Origin of the sequence: Aeromicrobium camelliae (assembly GCF_003850045.1) — a bacterium.
GTDB classification, from domain to species: domain Bacteria; phylum Actinomycetota; class Actinomycetes; order Propionibacteriales; family Nocardioidaceae; genus Aeromicrobium; species Aeromicrobium camelliae.
In genome coordinates this window covers 32,208-48,686 of sequence record NZ_RQJX01000015.1, presented here as the reverse complement: position 1 = coordinate 48,686, position 16,479 = coordinate 32,208, and the positions used below count along the sequence as shown (strand labels likewise).

The window sequence follows — 16,479 nt, the reverse complement described above, 5'->3', positions numbered from 1 at the left end:
GGGCACCCGAAATGGACGCAGAGTCACCGCCCCGGTGGCGAGGCGAGCAGCACGACGTCGTCGTCGGCGGGCACGGTGTCGAGGTGCCACCGCGGTGCCGCCGCGCGCGCTGCGGCCACCTGCTCGGGGGCGAGGAGGGTGGCGAAGACGCCGCGGGGTGCGAGCCATTCCGCGGCAGTCTCGATGACCGCCCGCCAGTGGTCGAGCCCGTCTGGTCCGCCGTCGACGCTGCGCCTCGGCTCGTGGGCACGGAAGTCCGGGTGGATGCGCTCGACCTCGTCGCTCGGCACGTGCGGCAGGTAGGCGACGGCGAGGTCGACGCGGCCTCGAAGCTCGGCCGGCAGCGCATCCCACCAGCTGCCGTGCCGCACCTCGAACCCGTACCGCGAGGCGGTGCGGCGCGCGCTGGCCAGCGCTTGCTCGTCGATGTCGGTGCCCACGACGCGTGCGGCGGGCCAGCGCTGCGCGAGCAGCGCGGCGAGGGTGCCGGCGCCGCACCCGAGGTCGACGGCGACGGTGGGTTCCATCCCCGCGACCGCGTCGACGATGGCAAAAGCACGGGCGCGCGGCACGAACACGCCGTCGCCCACATCGATCCGGGTCCCGTCGATCTCGGCGAAACCGAGGACCTGCTCCAGCGGAACCCCTGCAACGCGCCGCGCCACCGCTGCCTCGAGCGGAGCGCCGGAGAAGGCGGCGCGCAGGGCCGCTGCCTCGTCCTCGGCGAAGACGCAGCCCGCCGCGCGCAGTCGTTCTACGAGGTCGTCGCTCACGACCGTAGGCTACGAGGAATGGACGAGAATCCCGTCATCACCACGGATCGGCTGACCCTGCGGCGTTTCACACTGGATGACGCGGACTTCCTGTTCGACCTCTTCTCTCGTCCCGAGGTCGCGCGGTGGAGTGGCTCAGGCACCCCGATGGAGCGGCGTGAGGAGGCGGTCGAGCGCATCCGCCGCCAGCCCGAGCGTGCCGGTGATCATCCGGCCTGCGGTGTCTTCGCCGTCGAGGCGAACGGTCAGCTCGTGGGGATGGCGCTGCTCGTGCCGATCCCGGCCAGCGCGGGGCGCACGAGCGAGGGCGAGATCGAGATCGGGTGGCATTTCCATCCCGACGCCTGGGGGAACGGGTACGCGACCGAGGCGGGCCGTGCTCTCGTCGAGCGGGGCTTCGCCGCCGGGTTCCCCGCGCTCTACGCCGTCACCGACTCGGACAACGTGCGCTCCCAAGCGGTGTGCCGGCGTCTGGGGATGACCGATCTCGGCCTGCGCGACGACTGGTACGACCGGTCGCTGCGCGCGTTTCGGCTCGACCGCCAGGAGATCGCGGCCGACCAGTAGGCTTGAGCCCCGTGGCACTCACCATCGGCATCGTCGGACTCCCCAACGCGGGCAAGTCGACCCTTTTCAACGCTCTGACCAAGAACGACGTCCTCGCGGCGAACTACCCGTTCGCGACGATCGAGCCCAACGTCGGCGTCGTCGGGGTTCCCGACGCACGGTTGGAGAAGCTCGCGGAGATCTTCGAATCGCAGAAGATCCTGCCCGCGACGGTGCAGTTCGTCGACATCGCCGGCATCGTGCGCGGTGCGTCCGAGGGTGAGGGGATGGGCAACGCCTTCCTCTCCCACATCCGCGAGTCTGACGCGATCTGCCAGGTGACGCGCGTCTTCCGCGACGAGGACGTCACCCACGTCGACGGTGAGGTCAACCCGAGCAGCGACATCGAGACCATCTCGACCGAGCTGATCCTCGCGGACCTGCAGACGGTGGAGAAGGCGATCCCGCGGTTGGAGAAGGACTCGCGCAAGGACAAGTCGCTCGCGGCCCAGCTCTCCGAGGTGCAGAAGGCCAAGGAGGTCCTCGAGGAGGGCACCGGCGTGCTCAAGGCCGGTCTCGACCTCGAGCTGCTGCGCGACCTGCACCTGCTGACCGCCAAGCGTTTCCTCTACGTGTTCAACTGCGACGCCGAGGAGCTGCAGGACGATGAGCTGAAGGCGCGTATGCGCGACCTCGTGGCGCCGTCGGAGGCGATCTTCCTCGACGCCAAGGCCGAGGCGGAGCTCGTCGAGCTCGGTGACGACGAGGAGGCCGAGCAGATGCGCGCCGAGATGCTCGCCGACATGGGCGTGGAGGAGCCGGGCCTGGACGCGCTGGCTCGCGTCGGGTTCGACACCCTCGGCCTGCAGACGTACCTGACCGCCGGGCCCAAGGAGGCCCGCGCGTGGACGATCAAGAAGGGCGCGACGGCCCCCGAAGCTGCCGGCGTCATTCACACCGACTTCCAGCGCGGCTTCATCAAGGCCGAGATCGTCTCCTTCGACGACCTCGTCGAGGCCGGTTCGATGACCGCCGCCAAGGCCGCGGGCAAGGTCCGCATGGAGGGCAAGGACTACGTCATGGCCGACGGCGACGTGGTGGAGTTCCGGTTTAATACAACGTCACAGGCGAAGAAGTAGACATGGCTTTCTGGCAGGCGTTGATCATCGCAGTCATCCCCTCGATCGCTGCGGTCGCGTCTGCCCGTTTGGGTTTCAGAGATCTGGGCGTCCGAAGACGTCTCGACACTTCAAGGCAGTTTCTGGACCTCTTTGCGACGGCTCATGGACGACCCACGGATGGTCGGGAGGCGGTCGGCGTCGGGGAACAGGTGGCGACTGTCCACCTCATCGCTGACTTCGCCGCAGAGGAAGACATGCTCAAGAACGCCGCCCGGGAAGGGCTCAAGGAACTTGCGACTTGGGGGTCAGGTTTGGACGCCTCGATTGAGGAGATTCTCCCGCAATTGCTGGACTCCCTGCCGGATGACAAGGCTGCAGAGGCCGCCGCCCAGGCGGTAGCGATCTTGAAGAAGAGCAACGCCAGTCAGCAGAAGATTGCGAGCGCAGCCTCCGACGCCTTGAGAAGGCTTCAGAGCTGAAGGGCGGAAGCCATGAATAGCCGGATTCCCGCAGCCGATGACCGAATGAAGCGCGATGCGGCTCGCCGTGACGCTGCGGTCGTCCGAGCAGACGAGCGGACGTCCCGGCTCTTCGGAGCGATGACCGCCTCGTCGGTGTTCTGATCGGTGCGGCGATCTCGATCTTCGTGACCCTCGCGGGTTCCATCATGACGATCAGAAGCAGGCTCGTACCGAAGGCGCGATTCCGACGTCGAGTTTCTTCGGACGGCACACCACCACCGCGTGACCTTGTTCCAGGTCGCCCTCGTGCTGCAGAGAGCTGAGGCCGACCCGGCAGGGTCTGGCGAACGTGCCGAGTTCGAGCGAGAGTTCGAAGAGAGGAAGTCGGACCTCTTAGAGGTGCAACTCGAATCCGAGCAGGCACTGGGTCTAATCTCGATCTCCGCCGATCCTGCCGTCTACCGCGAGTCGAGACGCATCCGGGACGCCGTTGGCCAGGCTCTTGGAGCCATGCCCCGGGAAGTGAACGACGTAGCGGCCGCGAGGCTCTACAACGAGAAACTCGGCGAACTTGCCGAAGCCGAATCAGACTATGTCGAAGCCGTCCGAGACGATCTGGACTGATCTGTAGGGGACTTCCCATCGGGGAGTTGTGGCGACGGATAGTCGTATTGTCGGGTCCCACCCCTAGTCTCGTTGTATGGCGCAATGCACAGCACCGTCCCGAGGCCACCGAACTGCGAGTGGGCGTGCGAACTGTCCTGCCTGTGGTGGCACGGGGTACTCCCGGTCGTACCCGTCGTACTCGTACGGCGGTGGGTCGTCGTACAGCGGCGGTGGGTCGAGCTACAGCAGCACGTCCAGGGGTAGCGGCGGAGGTTCGCGTAGAACGAGATCAGGTCGGTCGGTGGCGTACACCTCGACCGAGTGGCGCACGGTCGAACCCTTCACTAGGAAGGCAAGCGAGCAGGCGCAAGCGCACCCGGAACGGCGCGACCTCTTCCTTTGTCACGCTTGGGACGATCGAGAAGGCAGCGCGAAAGAGTTGCACGGTTACCTGAAGGCGAATGGTGCTTCAGTGTGGTTCAGCGAAGAGGATCTTCCTCTCGGCTCGCTGATGATCCGCGAGATCGACAAGGGTCTGCGGAACTCCCGCGTTGGGATCGTGTTGGTCACGCCCGCGTTGCTCAAGAGCATCGAGGCCGAGGGCGTGGCCGAGAAGGAACTTGCTGTGTTGCTCTCGTCTCGTCGCGTCATCCCGGTCCTGCACGGAGTGACCTTCAATGATCTGAACGACGTCAGCCCGATGCTCGCTTCGCACGCCGGACTGAGCACGAAGGACTCATCGTTGGACAACGTGGCCGCGAAAGTCGCCGCCGCTGCGGCCGCCCTCCCTGAAGCCTAGGTCCGAAAGCAGCCCGCCCGGTCGAGAATCTCGCGCGCAGCCTAGACCTCTGTCGCTCCAGCACCCGAACCTCACTAAACCCGGCGCGACTTCGGCGAGAAGCGATAGCCGCCCGGACACTTTCACAATCACACAAACAAGTTGACGAGCCTGTCGGCGAGGACTACGGGCTCTAATTCGTACTTCGGCGTCTGCCGTCGGTAGCCCCATTGTTGACGCGCTGGACCTGGCGGGAGACCTTGAGCGACTTGCGGAGGAAGTCGACGTCAGCAAGCTGAACCCCAGCGGCTTCACAGAGTCGCAGGCAGGCGAACGAGCGGAGGGCGATGAGCGCTTGAACCGCTCGGCCACGGCCTCGGCGTCGGCTCTGCCCTTCTCGCACACCGACAAGATCTTCCCGCGTACCTCGAAGTCGCCACGCGCGCGAGTCGGCGCCTCTACGAACGGCATGGCTTCAAAGCAGCAGGGTTCATCGACCTCGCGCCCGGCGTCAGCGCGACCGCGATGACACGACGCGCTGCCGCTCACGTCTAAGGGCGGCCGGCCCGGTCAGCGCAAGCGACCGCGGATCTCGGTGGCGGCGGCCGCGGGGTCGGGCGCTTGCGTGACGGCGCGGACCACCACGACGCGTTCCGCGCCGGCGTCCAGTACCGCGTCAAGTCGATCGCCCGGGGCGATGCCGCCGATGGCGAACCACGGCTTCGTCGCGACGGCCGCCGCGTGGCGCAGCAGATCAACGCCGACGGCGGCCCGGCCGGGCTTGGTCGGCGTCTCCCAGACCGGACCGACGCAGAAGTAATCGACGTCCTCGTCCTCGTTGGCCGCCTCGAGCTGGTCGACCGAGTGCGTCGAGCGCCCGATCAGGAACTCCGAGCCGAGCAGCGACCGCGCCTGCTGGGGCGAGAGATCGCCTTGCCCGAGATGGAGGATGTCGGCGCCCACCAGCGCTGCCACGTCCGCACGGTCGTTGACCGCGAAGAGCGCGTCGTGACGGCGAGCGATCGTCGCGAGAGTCTCGAGCGCACTCACCTCCTCGGCGGCCTCGATCGTCTTATCCCGCACCTGGATGATGTCGACGCCGCCGGAGAACGCCGCGTCGAGGAAGCCGGCGAGATCGCCCTCGGGACGCGCGTCGGTGCAGACGTACAGCCGGGAGTCGGCCAGTCGCCGGCGGCGGGCCGTTCGGTCGAGGTCCGCGGATACGGCGAAGGAGGGGGCGCTCATGTCGCCTAGACTAGTGGCGTTCGCGGGAGCCCAAGACGGGCTGAGAGGGCTACGTGCCGACCGCCATACCTGATGCGGGTCATGCCGCCGGAGGAAGGAACAACGTGGCGAGCGCCATCGTCGTCGGAGCCGGGATCATCGGCCTCACCACCGCCTGGCGGTTGGTGGAACGAGGCTGGGACGTCGCCGTGTTCGACCCAGCGCCGGTCTCCGGTGCCAGCCACGTCGCGGCCGGCATGCTGGCTCCCGCCTCCGAGGTCGTCTGGGGCCAACCGTCGCTCTACCCGCTGATGGTCGAGTCCGCCCGCCGCTATCCCGAGCTGATCGACCGCCTCTACGCCGGTCGCCCGCAGGAGGTCGGGTACCTCCCGAGCGAGACGCTCGTCGTCGCCGCGGACCACGCCGACCGGACCGCCCTCGACGAACGGACCTCGCTCCAGACCTCGCTCGGGCTGAAAGCTCACCGGATCACCTCGCTGGACGCCCGGCGACTCGAACCGGGCCTGGGGCCGGCGGTCGTCGGCGGCGTGCACCTGCCCGACGATCACCAGATCGACCCCCGCGCGCTGTGCGCGGTGCTGCTCGACCGGCTCGGAGACCGCGTCGTCCGCCAGGAAGTGACCGGCTTCGTCGAACGTGGGGGCGTCACCCGCGGGGTCGTCCTGGCCGGCGGCGAGGCGCACCACGCGGACCAGACGGTGGTCTGCACGGGGTTAGGCCTCCTGCCCGGTCTCGAGGCGCTGCCGCTGCGGCCCGTCTTCGGCGACATACTGCGTCTCGTCCCGACCACCGGAACCCCGCCGTTGCTCGGGAGGACCGTCCGCGGGCTGGTGCGCGGCCGCTCGGTCTACCTCGTTCCGCGGGCGGACGGTGGCCTCGTGCTCGGTGCCACCGTCCGCGAAGACGACGACCCGCTGCCCAGTACCGAAGGCGTCCACCGGCTGCTCGACGACGCCCGGCGTATCGTGCCGGGCGTGCTGGACACCCGGATTCTCGAGGTGTCGGCACGCGCCCGCCCTGGCACACCGGACGACGTCCCGATCGTCGGACGCCTCGATCCCGGCCGCGTCATCTCCACCGGCTACTTCCGCCACGGCATCCTGCTCGCCCCGCTCGGCAGCGACATCACCGCCGACCTCGTCGAGTCCCGCGAGATCGACGACGAGCTTCTCGCAGCACTCGACCCGCACCGTTTCGACCGACCGCATTCGACTCCTGGAGCACCATGACGTCATCGCACGAGATCACCGTCGTCCTCGACGGGGAGACGGCCCGACTGGCGCAGGGCATCACGCTGCGCGAGACCGTGGCCCGCCACATCGGCCGAGAGCTCGACCCCGACGGAACTCCCGCCGACGGCGGGCGTCTGGGTGTCGCGGTCGCCGTGGACGGCGCCGTCGTGCCGCGCCGTGAGTGGCACGCGCACGTGATCGCCGCCGGCTCCACCATCGATGTCGTCACCGCGACCCAGGGAGGCTGACATGGACGACGCACTGGTCCTCGGGGGAGAGCGGCTGACCAGCCGGCTGATCATGGGGACCGGCGGCGCCTCCTCCCTCGCGACGCTGGAGGCGTCGCTCGTCGCGTCCGGGACCGAGGTGACCACGGTGGCGATCCGGCGCTACGCCGCAGCGGGCGGCAACTCGGTCTTCGCCATGCTGGAGCGTCTCGGCGTGCGAGCGCTGCCCAACACCGCCGGCTGCTTCGCGGCCCGCGACGCGGTGCTCACCGCTCAGCTCGCGCGGGAAGCGCTGGAGACCGACTGGATCAAGCTCGAGGTCGTCGCCGACGAGGACACGCTGCTGCCGGACCCGGTCGAGTTGCTGACCGCCGCCGACCAACTCGTGGCGGACGGCTTCTCCGTGTTCGCGTACACGAACGACGACCCGATTCTCGCCCGGCGGCTGCAGGACGTCGGCGTCGTGGCGGTGATGCCCGCCGGCGCGCCGATCGGCACCGGACTCGGCATCCTCAACCCGCATCACATCGAGATGATCGCCGCGGCAGCCGAGGTCCCCGTGGTGCTCGACGCCGGCGTCGGGACCGCGTCGGATGCCGCGCTGGCGATGGAGCTGGGGTGCGACGCGGTGCTGCTGGCGAGTGCTGTCACCCGCGCCCACGACGCGCCCCTCATGGCCCGGGCGATGCGCGCCGCCGTCCAAGCTGGCCGGGACGCCTATCGAGCGGGCCGCATTCCGCGGCGCTCGCTGGCTCGGGCCTCCTCGCCGGACGAGGGCCGGATCGACGCGTGGTGACCGAGGACTGGCCCGCAACCGCCGAGGCGCTCATGCGGTCGCGTTTCGCGGCGTTCCAGCGCGGCGACGCCGACTGGCTGCTCGAGAGCTGGCATTCTTCGACCCGGCCGCGCGACCTCGACCTGTCCGACAACCCGCGATGGCGCGGGCTGCAGATCCTCGACACCGTCGACGGAGACGTCGACGACGAGACGGGCGTCGTGGAATTCCGAGCCACGTACCTGATCGGCAAGGAGCTCGGCATCGTGCACGAGCGCTCGCGGTTCGCGCGAGAGGACGGGCGCTGGCGGTATGTTGACGGCGAGCTGCGGTGATCGGTCGTCGCACGCTGAGCCCCGAGGAGTGTGTATGACTGCGCAGCCAGCACCGCAAGGGCCGCCCGGCCACCACCCGTCCGCGCCCACGGGCGCCCTGCCCTGGGGTCTCGGCCTTCTGATCTTCTTCCCGATCCCGTTCATCGGTTCACTGATCGCGTCCATCACGATGCTCATCGTCGGCATGTCGCAGCGGAAGCTGGGCGGCCTCGCCCGCGACAACGCGCAGCGCGCCGCGAACTGGGGCCTGACCTATCTGCTCGCCACCGTCGTCCTCGTCGGTTCGCACTTCGGCATCCTGTTCGCGCTCCGGCAGATCGACGGGTTCTTCCCGTTCGGCTTCATCATCCTGACCTGGGCCGCCGTGACGGTGCTGCACATCGTCTTCACCATCTTTGGCCTCGTTCGGGCCAGCGGTCAGCGGCCGGTTCGGATCAACGGCATCCCGTTCTTCCGCTGAGTGTCGGCGAAGGACCGCCCGGTAGCGACATCACCGTGATAGATGATCGAGTAGCGACCGAGGAACCAAAATCAGCGCTTCGTGCACCGGATCGACAGGGGAGGTCCCATGTGGGGTAGACGCCGAAAGGCTCCCGCTGAACCTGACTTCGGACGGGAGTTCGCGCAGTTCCGAGACGGACTCGGGGTGTTGCGTCGCGACGGCGAGCGTGTGGGTCACGTCGCCACGGCACTGACGAATTTCCGGACGCCTTCGCGTCGCGCCCAGTCAAGCCCTGGGTGTGGATCGTCGTGGTGTGGGCCGACGGCGTGAAGGAGTTCCCCATTGAGGACTACCCTCCGTGGACCTACGTGGCAGAAATGCGGTCGGGCTACCTCGACTGGAACGACGGCGCCGATCCGAGCCGGTTCGGCCGCTACGAGGTCGAGTGGATGCCGCCTCAGCAGGCAGGCGACGAGCGCGCTCGACTCGGTATCCGGAGTAGTGACTTTTAGCCGTGTGAGGCCCTGTCGTCTCCGCGCACGGAGGAAGCTGCGGTCTTTCACCCGGTCGCCGGGCGCCCGGCGCGGCGCCGCGGTTCGGCCTGCAACAGGAACCCGAGAGCGGACGGTCGGCTGTCGGTAGGCTGCCGTCGTGAAGCGCGCACCACGGCCGGCATCGGGTCGGGATCTCGAGGGAGCCAGCGGATGTTGAAGACGAAGCGCGTCGAGGGACGCCGCGCCTGGGCGGCGGCGAACGGCTGGGCCTTCGCAGAGAAGGCCATCGTCCCCGTCGACGCGATGACCGGACGCGTTCCCCGGCGTCCTACGGTCGAGGTCACCGATGAGATCCGCGGACGTTACGGCCGACGGGAGGCGTTCGTGCACGACCGCGCCCCGTTGGTCGGAGGCACGGAGCCGTCCCAGTTCATGCGGAGTGTCAGCGGGGTGAGCGTCGCGGTGTCCCTGCCGATGGCATTCGTGCTCTTCCCGAGCGATGCTCGGGGGTTCAGGGCGGTGACGTTGAACCACGCGAAGCTGCGCGCCTACCTGATGCCGCACGTCGGCGACTTCGAGCATTACCGCGACGCCTTCGGTTCCCGCTCGTTGATCTGGTGTCAGCCGGGTGCGGGTCAGTACTTCCTGCACCTGGTGCAGCCGTTGCTGGAAGCGCCGTTGTCCCCGCCCGGGGGACCGGAGATCAATCGGCGGGGGCTCATGCTCGCTACGGGCGGGTCATCGATCCTCATGTGCGATCCGCTCGCCTACACGTTCGAGGACGACCTGCAGCGGCTCGGGATCGCCGCCCGAGTCGCTGAACGCGCTGAGCAGCTCGCCCAGCGCACCGCCGACGCCTGAGGGCCGAACAAGCCCGGGTACGGGCGCTTGCTCGCTTCGCTTCAGTGGGGCGGTGGGTCAGCGTCCGTCGGGGCGGCGGGTGCGGGTGAGGGCGTAGATCGCGAGGATGATCGCGACGAGCCCGGCGGTGGAGAACAGCTGTGCCCGGGCGGCGTCGTCGGTGAGCATCAATGCCGCGAGGGCGGCGAGCGCGACGAGCACGCCCCACGTCAGATACGGGAAGCCCCACATCGTGAGGCCGAGCGATTCGCCCCGCTCCCGAGCCTCCGCCGCGAGCCGGGGGCGCAGCTTCAACTGCGAGACCGCGATGATCACCCACACCACGAGCAGCGCTGCGCCGACGGCGTTGAGCAGGATCGACAACAGGTCGTCGGGCAGCAGCCAGTTCAGCAATACCGCCACGAACCCGAAGAAGATCGACACGAGCACCGACACCCACGGCACGTTCCGCTGCGACACCCGGGTGAGCGCGTGCGGACCGTCGCCGCGGTGGGCGAGCGAGTACGCCATGCGCGAGGTGCCGTAGACCTGCGCGTTGAACGCCGACAGCAGCGCGATCACGACGACGACCTCCATCAGCACCGCCGCGATCGGCAGGCCGGCGAGCTCGAGGACGGCGGCGAAGGGGCCGGTGAGGAGGTCGGGGGAGTCCCACGGCATCACCAGGACCATGATCGCGATCGAGCCGAGATAGAAGACGAGGATGCGCCACACGATGCTGCGGGTCGCGCGGGCGACGGCGAGCTTGGGGTCCTCGGCCTCGGCTGCGGCGATCGTGACGATCTCGATGCCGCCGAAGGCGAAAGCGACGACGAGCAGGCCCGCGGCCACCCCGCTGATGCCGTTCGGCGCGAATCCGCCCTGCCCGAGGAAGTTGCTGGTGCCGACCGCGTCGGTCCCCGGGAGCAGCCCGAAGACCAGGAGCACGCCGACCACCAGGAAGGCGATGATCGCGGCCACCTTGATGAACGCGAACCAGAACTCGAACTCGCCGAACTGCCGCACGCCCCACAGGTTGATCACGGCGAAGACGGAGACGAAGACGAGCGCCACCAGCCACTGCGGGACGTCGGGCAACCAGCCGCTGACGATCTGAGCAGCGCCGGTGATCTCGGCGCCGAGCACCATGATCAGCATGAACCAGTAGAGCCACCCGAGCAGGAACCCCGCCCACCGGCCTAGCGCCTCCTCGGCGTAGACGGAGAAGGAACCGCTCGCCGGCCGTGCACTCGCCATCTCGGCGAGCATCCGCATGACCAGCACGACGATGACGCCGGCGACCGCGTACGAGACGAGCACGGCGGGCCCGGCGGCGGCGATGCCGACGCCCGAGCCGAGGAAGAGCCCGGCACCGATCGCGGAGCCGAGCCCCATCATCGTGAGGTGGCGGGTCCGCAGCCCCTTGCCGAGCTGCTCGGCGTCGGACGGAACGGGGGTGTGTTCGGAGGTCATCGAAGTCCTGAGGTCAAGGTGGTGCGTGGAACCGATGCGCCGGAGCGCACCGGACCAGGGTAGGAGCGCCGGCCGCGGCCGCGTCGCGCGGGCCACAGTCCGACGACCGCCACCCGTACGATGTCGCCATGACGACGCCCGCTGAGCACCCGTCCGCAGTGCCTCCGCCGCCCGGCACCATCGACCTCACTCTGCAGGGGTCGATGCTGACCTCCAACGCGATCACGCCGAATGTCCGGATCAACGGTTACCCGGTGCGCGCCCAGTACGGCCTCAACCGCATTCCGATGCCGCCTGGTCGGGCCCGCGTGGATATCTCGTGCCAGTGGCTGCTCGAGTACGGGCGCGCGAGCCTGGAGTTCGACGTGCGACCCGGTGAGGCGGTCCCCGTCTTCTACATGGCGCCGATGCACCAGTTCAGCGACGGCAGCATCGGTCACGAACCTCAGAAGCGCAAGGGGGTGGCCGCCACGGTGGTGGTGGGCCTCGGCTTCGTGGTCGTCGTGGCCCTGATGGTCGTCCTGCTCGCTACGCTCTGACGTCGCTCGGGGCGGCGTGCGCTCCGGGTTCGGCTGCGTGCTCGCCGCCCGGCGTGGGGAGCGTGAGGTCGCCCTCGTCGGCATGGTCGCCCGCCGCCGGTGGCGCCAGCGCGACGGCGATGGCCGTGGTGACCGGCACCGCCAGCACGAGACCCACCGCACCGACCAGCGTCCGTACGATCTCCTGACCGATCTGCTCGGTCGTGGCAACTTGCAGCAGTTCCTGCTGGTAGGCCGTGATGAGCAGCAGGACCGCCATCGCCGATCCGGCGTAGGCGAAGACGAGCGTGTACACGCTCGAGGCGATGTGGTCGCGACCGATGCGCATCGCGGAGCGGAACAGCTGCCCGGGCCCGGCGGTGGGTTGAAGCCCGCGCATCTCCCAGACCGCCGACGCCTGGGTGACGGTGACGTCGTTGAGGACGCCGAGGCCGGCGATCACCATGGTCGCGGCGACGACGCCCGACAGGCTCATGTCCGGGGCGCTGGCCACCAGCAGGTGATCGTCCTCGGAGCCGACGCCGGTCAGGTGCGCCCAGCTCGTCGCGAACGCTCCGGCGACCGCCGTGAACGCGATCCCGAACAACGTGCCGAACAGGGCCGCGGTGGTGCGGATGGAGATGCCGTGGGCGAGATACAGCACGACGAGCATGATCGCCGTCGATCCGACGATGGCGATGGCGAGCGCCGGCCCGCCCGCGAGCAGGGCCGGCAGTACGAAGCGCACGAGCGCCAGCAGGGTCACGCCGATGCCGAGGATCGCGAAGACGCCGCGCCAGCGGCCGATCAGCGCGACGAGCACGCCGAACACGATCGCCATCACCAGCAGCTGACTGCCGCGCTGGTAGTCGTGGAACTCGTAGGTGGCTTCCTGTCCCTCGGGCGCGATCTCGATGAGGATGATCTCGTCGCCTGCCACCATCCCGGCGCCCACGTAGCGGGTCGGGTCGAGCGTGAACTCGGCCGTGTCACCGGCCTCGGTGGTGGCGGTGATCTGCGCGCAGTCGCCCTCGACCATCGGAGTGTTGTCCGGGCCGATGCCCGTGCTGCCGCAGTCGAACGGCTCCACCGACTCGACGGTCGCGTCGACGAGGTCGACGCCTTCGGCGGAGTACGGGCCCACGCCCTTGGGGACGTCCTCGCTGTTCGGCCAGAGCGCGACCATGCCGGCGATCGCGGCGACCGCGATGACACCGACGACGACGGCGAGGGCCGTCGCGAGGCGAGGGCGGGGCGGAGCGTCGAAGGAGTGCGCATGCGAGTGAGCCACGGTGAACAGCCTAGGAGGCGCACCGGGCTGGCACCGTGCTGCGTCGTTCAGGGCATGTCGGGCGTCGGCACCGGCCGGTCACGCCGAGTCCAGGGCCACGTCATCAGCGCCCAGGACACCGCCACGATGAGCGCCTCGAACACGAGATAGAGCGGCCACGGGCCCAGCAGATCCAGGAACGAACCGGTGCTCGGCTTGGCGTTGACGAAGCCGTAGTTGGTGCCGAGGACGAGGTTGAGCGGGTACATCACCGCCATCCACACGGCGGTGATGGCCGCGGTGCGCCCCATGCCTGACCACGTCGGACGCAGCCCGAGACCGAAAGTGAGGAACACCGCTGCCCAGATGACGAGGATGTGCATCGCCCAGAAGGCGAGGAACTTCGAATCGGGAAAATCGCTGACGAGCGCGGGAGTCAGGAGTGCTTGGGGAGTGAGCAGCAGCCCCCAGTAGTAGGTCAGCGCGACGGCGGTCGGGCGATGGGTCCAGAGGGCGATGGCGGCCGCGACCGACGCGAGGTCGCACAGCTGGATCGGCAGGCTCGTTTCGAGGTCGAAGTTGCCCGGAAGGTGGTCGATCACCTGGAGCGGGAGAGTGCACACGACCACGGCCACGGCGAACCACCGGCTGACCCGGCTGGGGTCGTCGCGGTGACGGCGTCCGAGCGCGACCATCGGGGCGACTCCGGCCAGGCACACCGCGATCATCACGAGGTGTGTCGTGCCGTACGGCTCGAACTCGCCTCCCATGACGCCACTGTGCCATGACCCAGGACCGAATCGATGCGATCGGACCGCCCTCGGTGTAGGCAGGAGACATGGAGGTGCTCGCCGGGCGTGTTCTGGTTCGTCCGCTCGACCTGGAACGGTCGCAGCGGTTCTATCGCGACGTCCTGGGACTCGCCGTCTACCGCGAGTTCGGGCCACCGGACCACCCCGGCGTCGTGTTCGTCCTCGGCGGCGGCTTCCTCGAGGTCTCCGGCAGCGGACGTGACGACGCTCCTCGGGCGAACGTCGACCTGTGGTTGCAGGTCCGCGACGTGCGCGCCGAGCACGCCCGTTTGCGGGACCTGGGCGTCGAGGTGCTGCGCGAGCCCCGTGAGGAGCCGTGGGGGCTGACCGAGTGCTGGATCGCCGACCCCGACGGTGTGCGCATCGTGCTGGTGGAGGTCCCCGACGACCACCCCATGCGCCGTGACCCGCGAGGTTGAGGAGTCAGCGCAGGGCTGCCACGATGAACGGCGTGCCTAGCGAGAACGAGTCCGTCCCCGAGCACCTTCCCGGCGGTTCCGGCGGCGTCTGGAAGGTCGGCCGCACGGTTCGCCGGCCCACCGGCCCGTGGACCCCTGCCGTGCACGAACTGCTCGGCTGGCTCAGCGAGCAGGGCCTCGGTGGCATCCCGCACGTCGGCGGGCTCGACGAGGACGGACGCGAGATCGTGTCCTACATCGAGGGCCGCGGTGTCCCCGTCGACGACGAGGTGGTGCTCGACACCGTGCTCGTGGAGGCGGTGACCTGGCTGCGGGACTTTCACGACATCGTCGAGGACTTCCGGCCCGACGGCCCTCGGACCTGGCGGCAGGCCGGCGAGGCGGAACTCGAGCCGGGGCAGATCATCTGCCACAACGACCCGGGCGCCTACAACTGGATCGTGCAGAGCGGCCACTTCGTCGCGATGATCGACTGGGACCTGGCGGGGCCGGGGGAGCGGATCGACGACCTCGCCTTCCTCTGCTGGACGGGCATTCCGCTGTATCGCGAGATCCCGGTCGAGGACGTCGCCCGCCGCATCGACCTCGTCGTCGACGCGTACGGGGAGTGGGGTCCGCGGACTCTGCTCGACGCCGTCGTCGCCCGCATGACCACGGCCACCGAGCGCATCGCCGCCGGGATCGAACGTGGCGACCCGGGCATGCTGAATCTCGCCCGCAAGGGCGAGCCCCAGCGCACACGTGATCGCGTCGCGGCCTTCGTCGAGCGCATGCCCGCCATCCTCGCCGCCCTCGACTAGCCGACGGTGATCGCGCTCCGTCGCGGCTACGCCCCTTGTGCGACGGCTCCATTGCTCCCTCGTTCCTCGGTCGCTACTCGACCACCTAACCGGCCCTAGGTGGTCGAGTAGGAAGGTCGCTCAGCGACCGACCGTATCGAGACCGAACTTGCGCAACGTGGTCTCGATACGCGGCTCGTTCCCCTAACCGGCCCTAGGTGGTCGAGTAGGAAGGTCGCTCAGCGACCGACCGTATCGAGACCGAACTCGCGCAACGTGGTCTCGCTCCGTCGCGGCTACGCCCCTTCTGCGGCAGCTCCATTGCTCCCTCGTCGTTGCTTGCGACACTGGTGAAAACAGGGCGGTTGTGAGGTGTGTCACGGTACAGTGAGCCATGGACTCCGCTCTGACGACCGTCGGTCTTCCGGTCGCGCTCGGCATCATCATGTTCGGTCTCGGCCTCTCCTTGACCGTCGACGATTTCCGCGACGTGCAGCGGCATCCCCGCGCCGTCGTCGTCGCCCTGGCGTGCCAACTGCTCCTGCTCCCGGCCCTGTGTTTCGGCCTCGTGCTGCTGCTCGATCTGCCGCCGCTGCTCGCCGTCGGCATGATGCTGCTCGCGGCTTCGCCGGGAGGGACGAGTGCCAACCTGTACAGCCACATCTTCCGTGGCGACGTCGCGCTCAACGTCTCGCTGACCGCACTGAACTCGATCGTCGCGATCGTGACGCTGCCGCTCATCACCAACCTCTCCATCGCGTACTTCGGACTCAGCGACAGCGTCGACCTCCAGTTCCGCAAGGCCGTCGAGGTCTTCGTGGTGGTGCTGGGACCGGTCGTCCTCGGCATGCTCGTGCGGTCTCGGCGGCAGGACTTCGCGGCCCGCATGGACCGGCCGGTACGGATCGCCTCCGCGGTGATCCTGTTCGTGCTCGTGATGGGTGTCCTGATCGACCAGCGCGACAACGCCATGGACTACCTGGCGCAGGTCGGGCTGGTCACGGCGCTGTTCTGCATCGCGAGTCTCGCCGTCGGGTTCTTCGTGCCCCGTGCCTTCGGCGTGACCGACCGGCAGGCGATCGCCTCGTCCTTCGAGATCGGCGTGCACAACGCCACTCTCGCCATCTACGTCGCCGTCGAAGTGCTCGACAGCGTCGAGATGTCGGTGCCGGGTGCCGTGTACGGGCTCATCATGTTCATTCTCGCCGCGCTCTGGGGCCTCCTGCTGACTCGCTGGATCCTCCCGAGCGGGACGCGGGTCGCGGCCGGGCCCGTGGAGACCGGTTCCGCCGGAGGGACGGAACCGGCGCCTCCACGGCACCGGGCGAACTGA

The 16,479-nt window shown here is 68.8% G+C and carries 21 protein-coding genes; 16 read left to right on the top strand and 5 right to left on the bottom strand.

The features are described 5' to 3' along the window. Positions 1-23: 23 nt before the first annotated feature. Positions 24-773, bottom strand: a complete 750-nt coding sequence (locus tag EHW97_RS11280) for a methyltransferase domain-containing protein (RefSeq protein ID WP_124237272.1) — start codon at positions 771-773, stop codon at positions 24-26. A gap of 18 nt (positions 774-791) precedes the next feature. Between EHW97_RS11280 and EHW97_RS11275 the strand changes: the two genes are divergently transcribed. From EHW97_RS11275 to EHW97_RS11255, 5 genes are all read left to right on the top strand, one after another. Further along, the gene (locus EHW97_RS11275; RefSeq protein WP_124237271.1) at positions 792-1,340 is read left to right on the top strand and encodes a GNAT family N-acetyltransferase; all 549 of its coding nucleotides are present in this window, start codon (positions 792-794) and stop codon (positions 1,338-1,340) included. Between the two features lie 11 nt (positions 1,341-1,351). Further along, entirely contained in the window at positions 1,352-2,458 is a 1,107-nt protein-coding gene (gene ychF / locus EHW97_RS11270) for a redox-regulated ATPase YchF (RefSeq protein ID WP_124237270.1), read from the top strand. Positions 2,459-2,460: 2 nt separating this feature from the next. Continuing rightward, positions 2,461-2,919, top strand: coding sequence for a hypothetical protein (locus EHW97_RS11265; RefSeq protein WP_124237269.1), 459 nt, complete (start codon positions 2,461-2,463; stop codon positions 2,917-2,919). A gap of 264 nt (positions 2,920-3,183) precedes the next feature. Further along, positions 3,184-3,525 carry a hypothetical protein gene (locus EHW97_RS11260; protein ID WP_124237268.1) on the top strand — a complete coding sequence of 114 codons (342 nt, stop codon included), beginning with the start codon at positions 3,184-3,186 and terminating at the stop codon, positions 3,523-3,525. Between the two features lie 76 nt (positions 3,526-3,601). Next, positions 3,602-4,306 (top strand): toll/interleukin-1 receptor domain-containing protein, encoded by a 705-nt coding sequence (locus EHW97_RS11255; protein WP_208002003.1) that lies wholly within the window; start codon positions 3,602-3,604, stop codon positions 4,304-4,306. 549 nt (positions 4,307-4,855) lie between these two features. Here EHW97_RS11255 and thiE read toward each other — a convergent pair. Next, the gene (gene thiE, locus EHW97_RS11250) at positions 4,856-5,530 is read right to left on the bottom strand and encodes a thiamine phosphate synthase (protein WP_124237266.1); all 675 of its coding nucleotides are present in this window, start codon (positions 5,528-5,530) and stop codon (positions 4,856-4,858) included. A gap of 104 nt (positions 5,531-5,634) precedes the next feature. On the opposite strand from thiE, the gene thiO reads away from it, so the two are divergent. From thiO to EHW97_RS11215, 7 genes are all read left to right on the top strand, one after another. After that, positions 5,635-6,759 (top strand): glycine oxidase ThiO, encoded by a 1,125-nt coding sequence (gene thiO, locus EHW97_RS11245; protein WP_124237265.1) that lies wholly within the window; start codon positions 5,635-5,637, stop codon positions 6,757-6,759. Next, the gene (thiS, locus tag EHW97_RS11240) at positions 6,756-7,010 is read left to right on the top strand and encodes a sulfur carrier protein ThiS (RefSeq protein ID WP_124237264.1); all 255 of its coding nucleotides are present in this window, start codon (positions 6,756-6,758) and stop codon (positions 7,008-7,010) included. Before thiO ends, thiS begins: the two co-directional genes overlap by 4 nt. Continuing rightward, the gene (locus tag EHW97_RS11235; protein ID WP_166367488.1) at positions 6,982-7,785 is read left to right on the top strand and encodes a thiazole synthase; all 804 of its coding nucleotides are present in this window, start codon (positions 6,982-6,984) and stop codon (positions 7,783-7,785) included. The genes thiS and EHW97_RS11235 overlap by 29 nt, the downstream gene beginning before the upstream one ends. Further along, entirely contained in the window at positions 7,782-8,099 is a 318-nt protein-coding gene (locus EHW97_RS11230; RefSeq protein WP_243696412.1) for a YchJ family protein, read from the top strand. The genes EHW97_RS11235 and EHW97_RS11230 overlap by 4 nt, the downstream gene beginning before the upstream one ends. A gap of 34 nt (positions 8,100-8,133) precedes the next feature. Next, positions 8,134-8,559 carry a magnetosome magnetite crystal formation protein family gene (locus tag EHW97_RS11225; RefSeq protein WP_166367487.1) on the top strand — a complete coding sequence of 142 codons (426 nt, stop codon included), beginning with the start codon at positions 8,134-8,136 and terminating at the stop codon, positions 8,557-8,559. A gap of 278 nt (positions 8,560-8,837) precedes the next feature. Further along, entirely contained in the window at positions 8,838-9,053 is a 216-nt protein-coding gene (locus EHW97_RS11220) for a hypothetical protein (RefSeq protein WP_124237261.1), read from the top strand. 192 nt (positions 9,054-9,245) lie between these two features. Continuing rightward, the gene (locus EHW97_RS11215; protein WP_124237260.1) at positions 9,246-9,896 is read left to right on the top strand and encodes a hypothetical protein; all 651 of its coding nucleotides are present in this window, start codon (positions 9,246-9,248) and stop codon (positions 9,894-9,896) included. A 57-nt stretch (positions 9,897-9,953) separates the two neighbouring features. Here EHW97_RS11215 and EHW97_RS11210 read toward each other — a convergent pair whose 3' ends face one another. Continuing rightward, positions 9,954-11,348 (bottom strand): amino acid permease, encoded by a 1,395-nt coding sequence (locus EHW97_RS11210; RefSeq protein ID WP_124237259.1) that lies wholly within the window; start codon positions 11,346-11,348, stop codon positions 9,954-9,956. Between the two features lie 128 nt (positions 11,349-11,476). Between EHW97_RS11210 and EHW97_RS11205 the strand changes: the two genes are divergently transcribed. Next, a complete protein-coding gene (locus tag EHW97_RS11205) occupies positions 11,477-11,887 on the top strand; it encodes a hypothetical protein (protein ID WP_124237258.1) in 411 nt (136 codons plus the stop codon). Here the strand turns inward: EHW97_RS11205 and EHW97_RS11200 are convergent. Together EHW97_RS11200 and EHW97_RS11195 are read right to left on the bottom strand one after the other, a co-directional pair. Continuing rightward, positions 11,877-13,157: a YibE/F family protein gene (locus EHW97_RS11200; RefSeq protein WP_124237257.1), complete on the bottom strand. Its 1,281-nt coding sequence runs from the start codon at positions 13,155-13,157 to the stop codon at positions 11,877-11,879. The two genes, EHW97_RS11205 and EHW97_RS11200, sit on opposite strands and share 11 nt — an antisense overlap. A 47-nt stretch (positions 13,158-13,204) precedes the next feature. Beyond that, the gene (locus EHW97_RS11195; RefSeq protein ID WP_124237256.1) at positions 13,205-13,906 is read right to left on the bottom strand and encodes a YwaF family protein; all 702 of its coding nucleotides are present in this window, start codon (positions 13,904-13,906) and stop codon (positions 13,205-13,207) included. Positions 13,907-13,974: 68 nt separating this feature from the next. Here EHW97_RS11195 and EHW97_RS11190 point away from each other — a divergent pair, with 68 nt between their 5' ends. The 3 genes from EHW97_RS11190 to EHW97_RS11180 all read left to right on the top strand — a co-directional run bounded on the left by EHW97_RS11190 (position 13,975) and on the right by EHW97_RS11180 (position 16,479). Further along, on the top strand, positions 13,975-14,367 hold the full coding sequence (locus EHW97_RS11190; RefSeq protein ID WP_124237255.1) for a VOC family protein: 393 nt from the start codon (positions 13,975-13,977) through the stop codon (positions 14,365-14,367). 23 nt (positions 14,368-14,390) lie between these two features. Continuing rightward, entirely contained in the window at positions 14,391-15,167 is a 777-nt protein-coding gene (locus EHW97_RS11185; RefSeq protein ID WP_124237254.1) for a phosphotransferase, read from the top strand. 373 nt (positions 15,168-15,540) lie between these two features. Next, on the top strand, positions 15,541-16,479 hold the full coding sequence (locus tag EHW97_RS11180) for a bile acid:sodium symporter family protein (protein WP_124237253.1): 939 nt from the start codon (positions 15,541-15,543) through the stop codon (positions 16,477-16,479).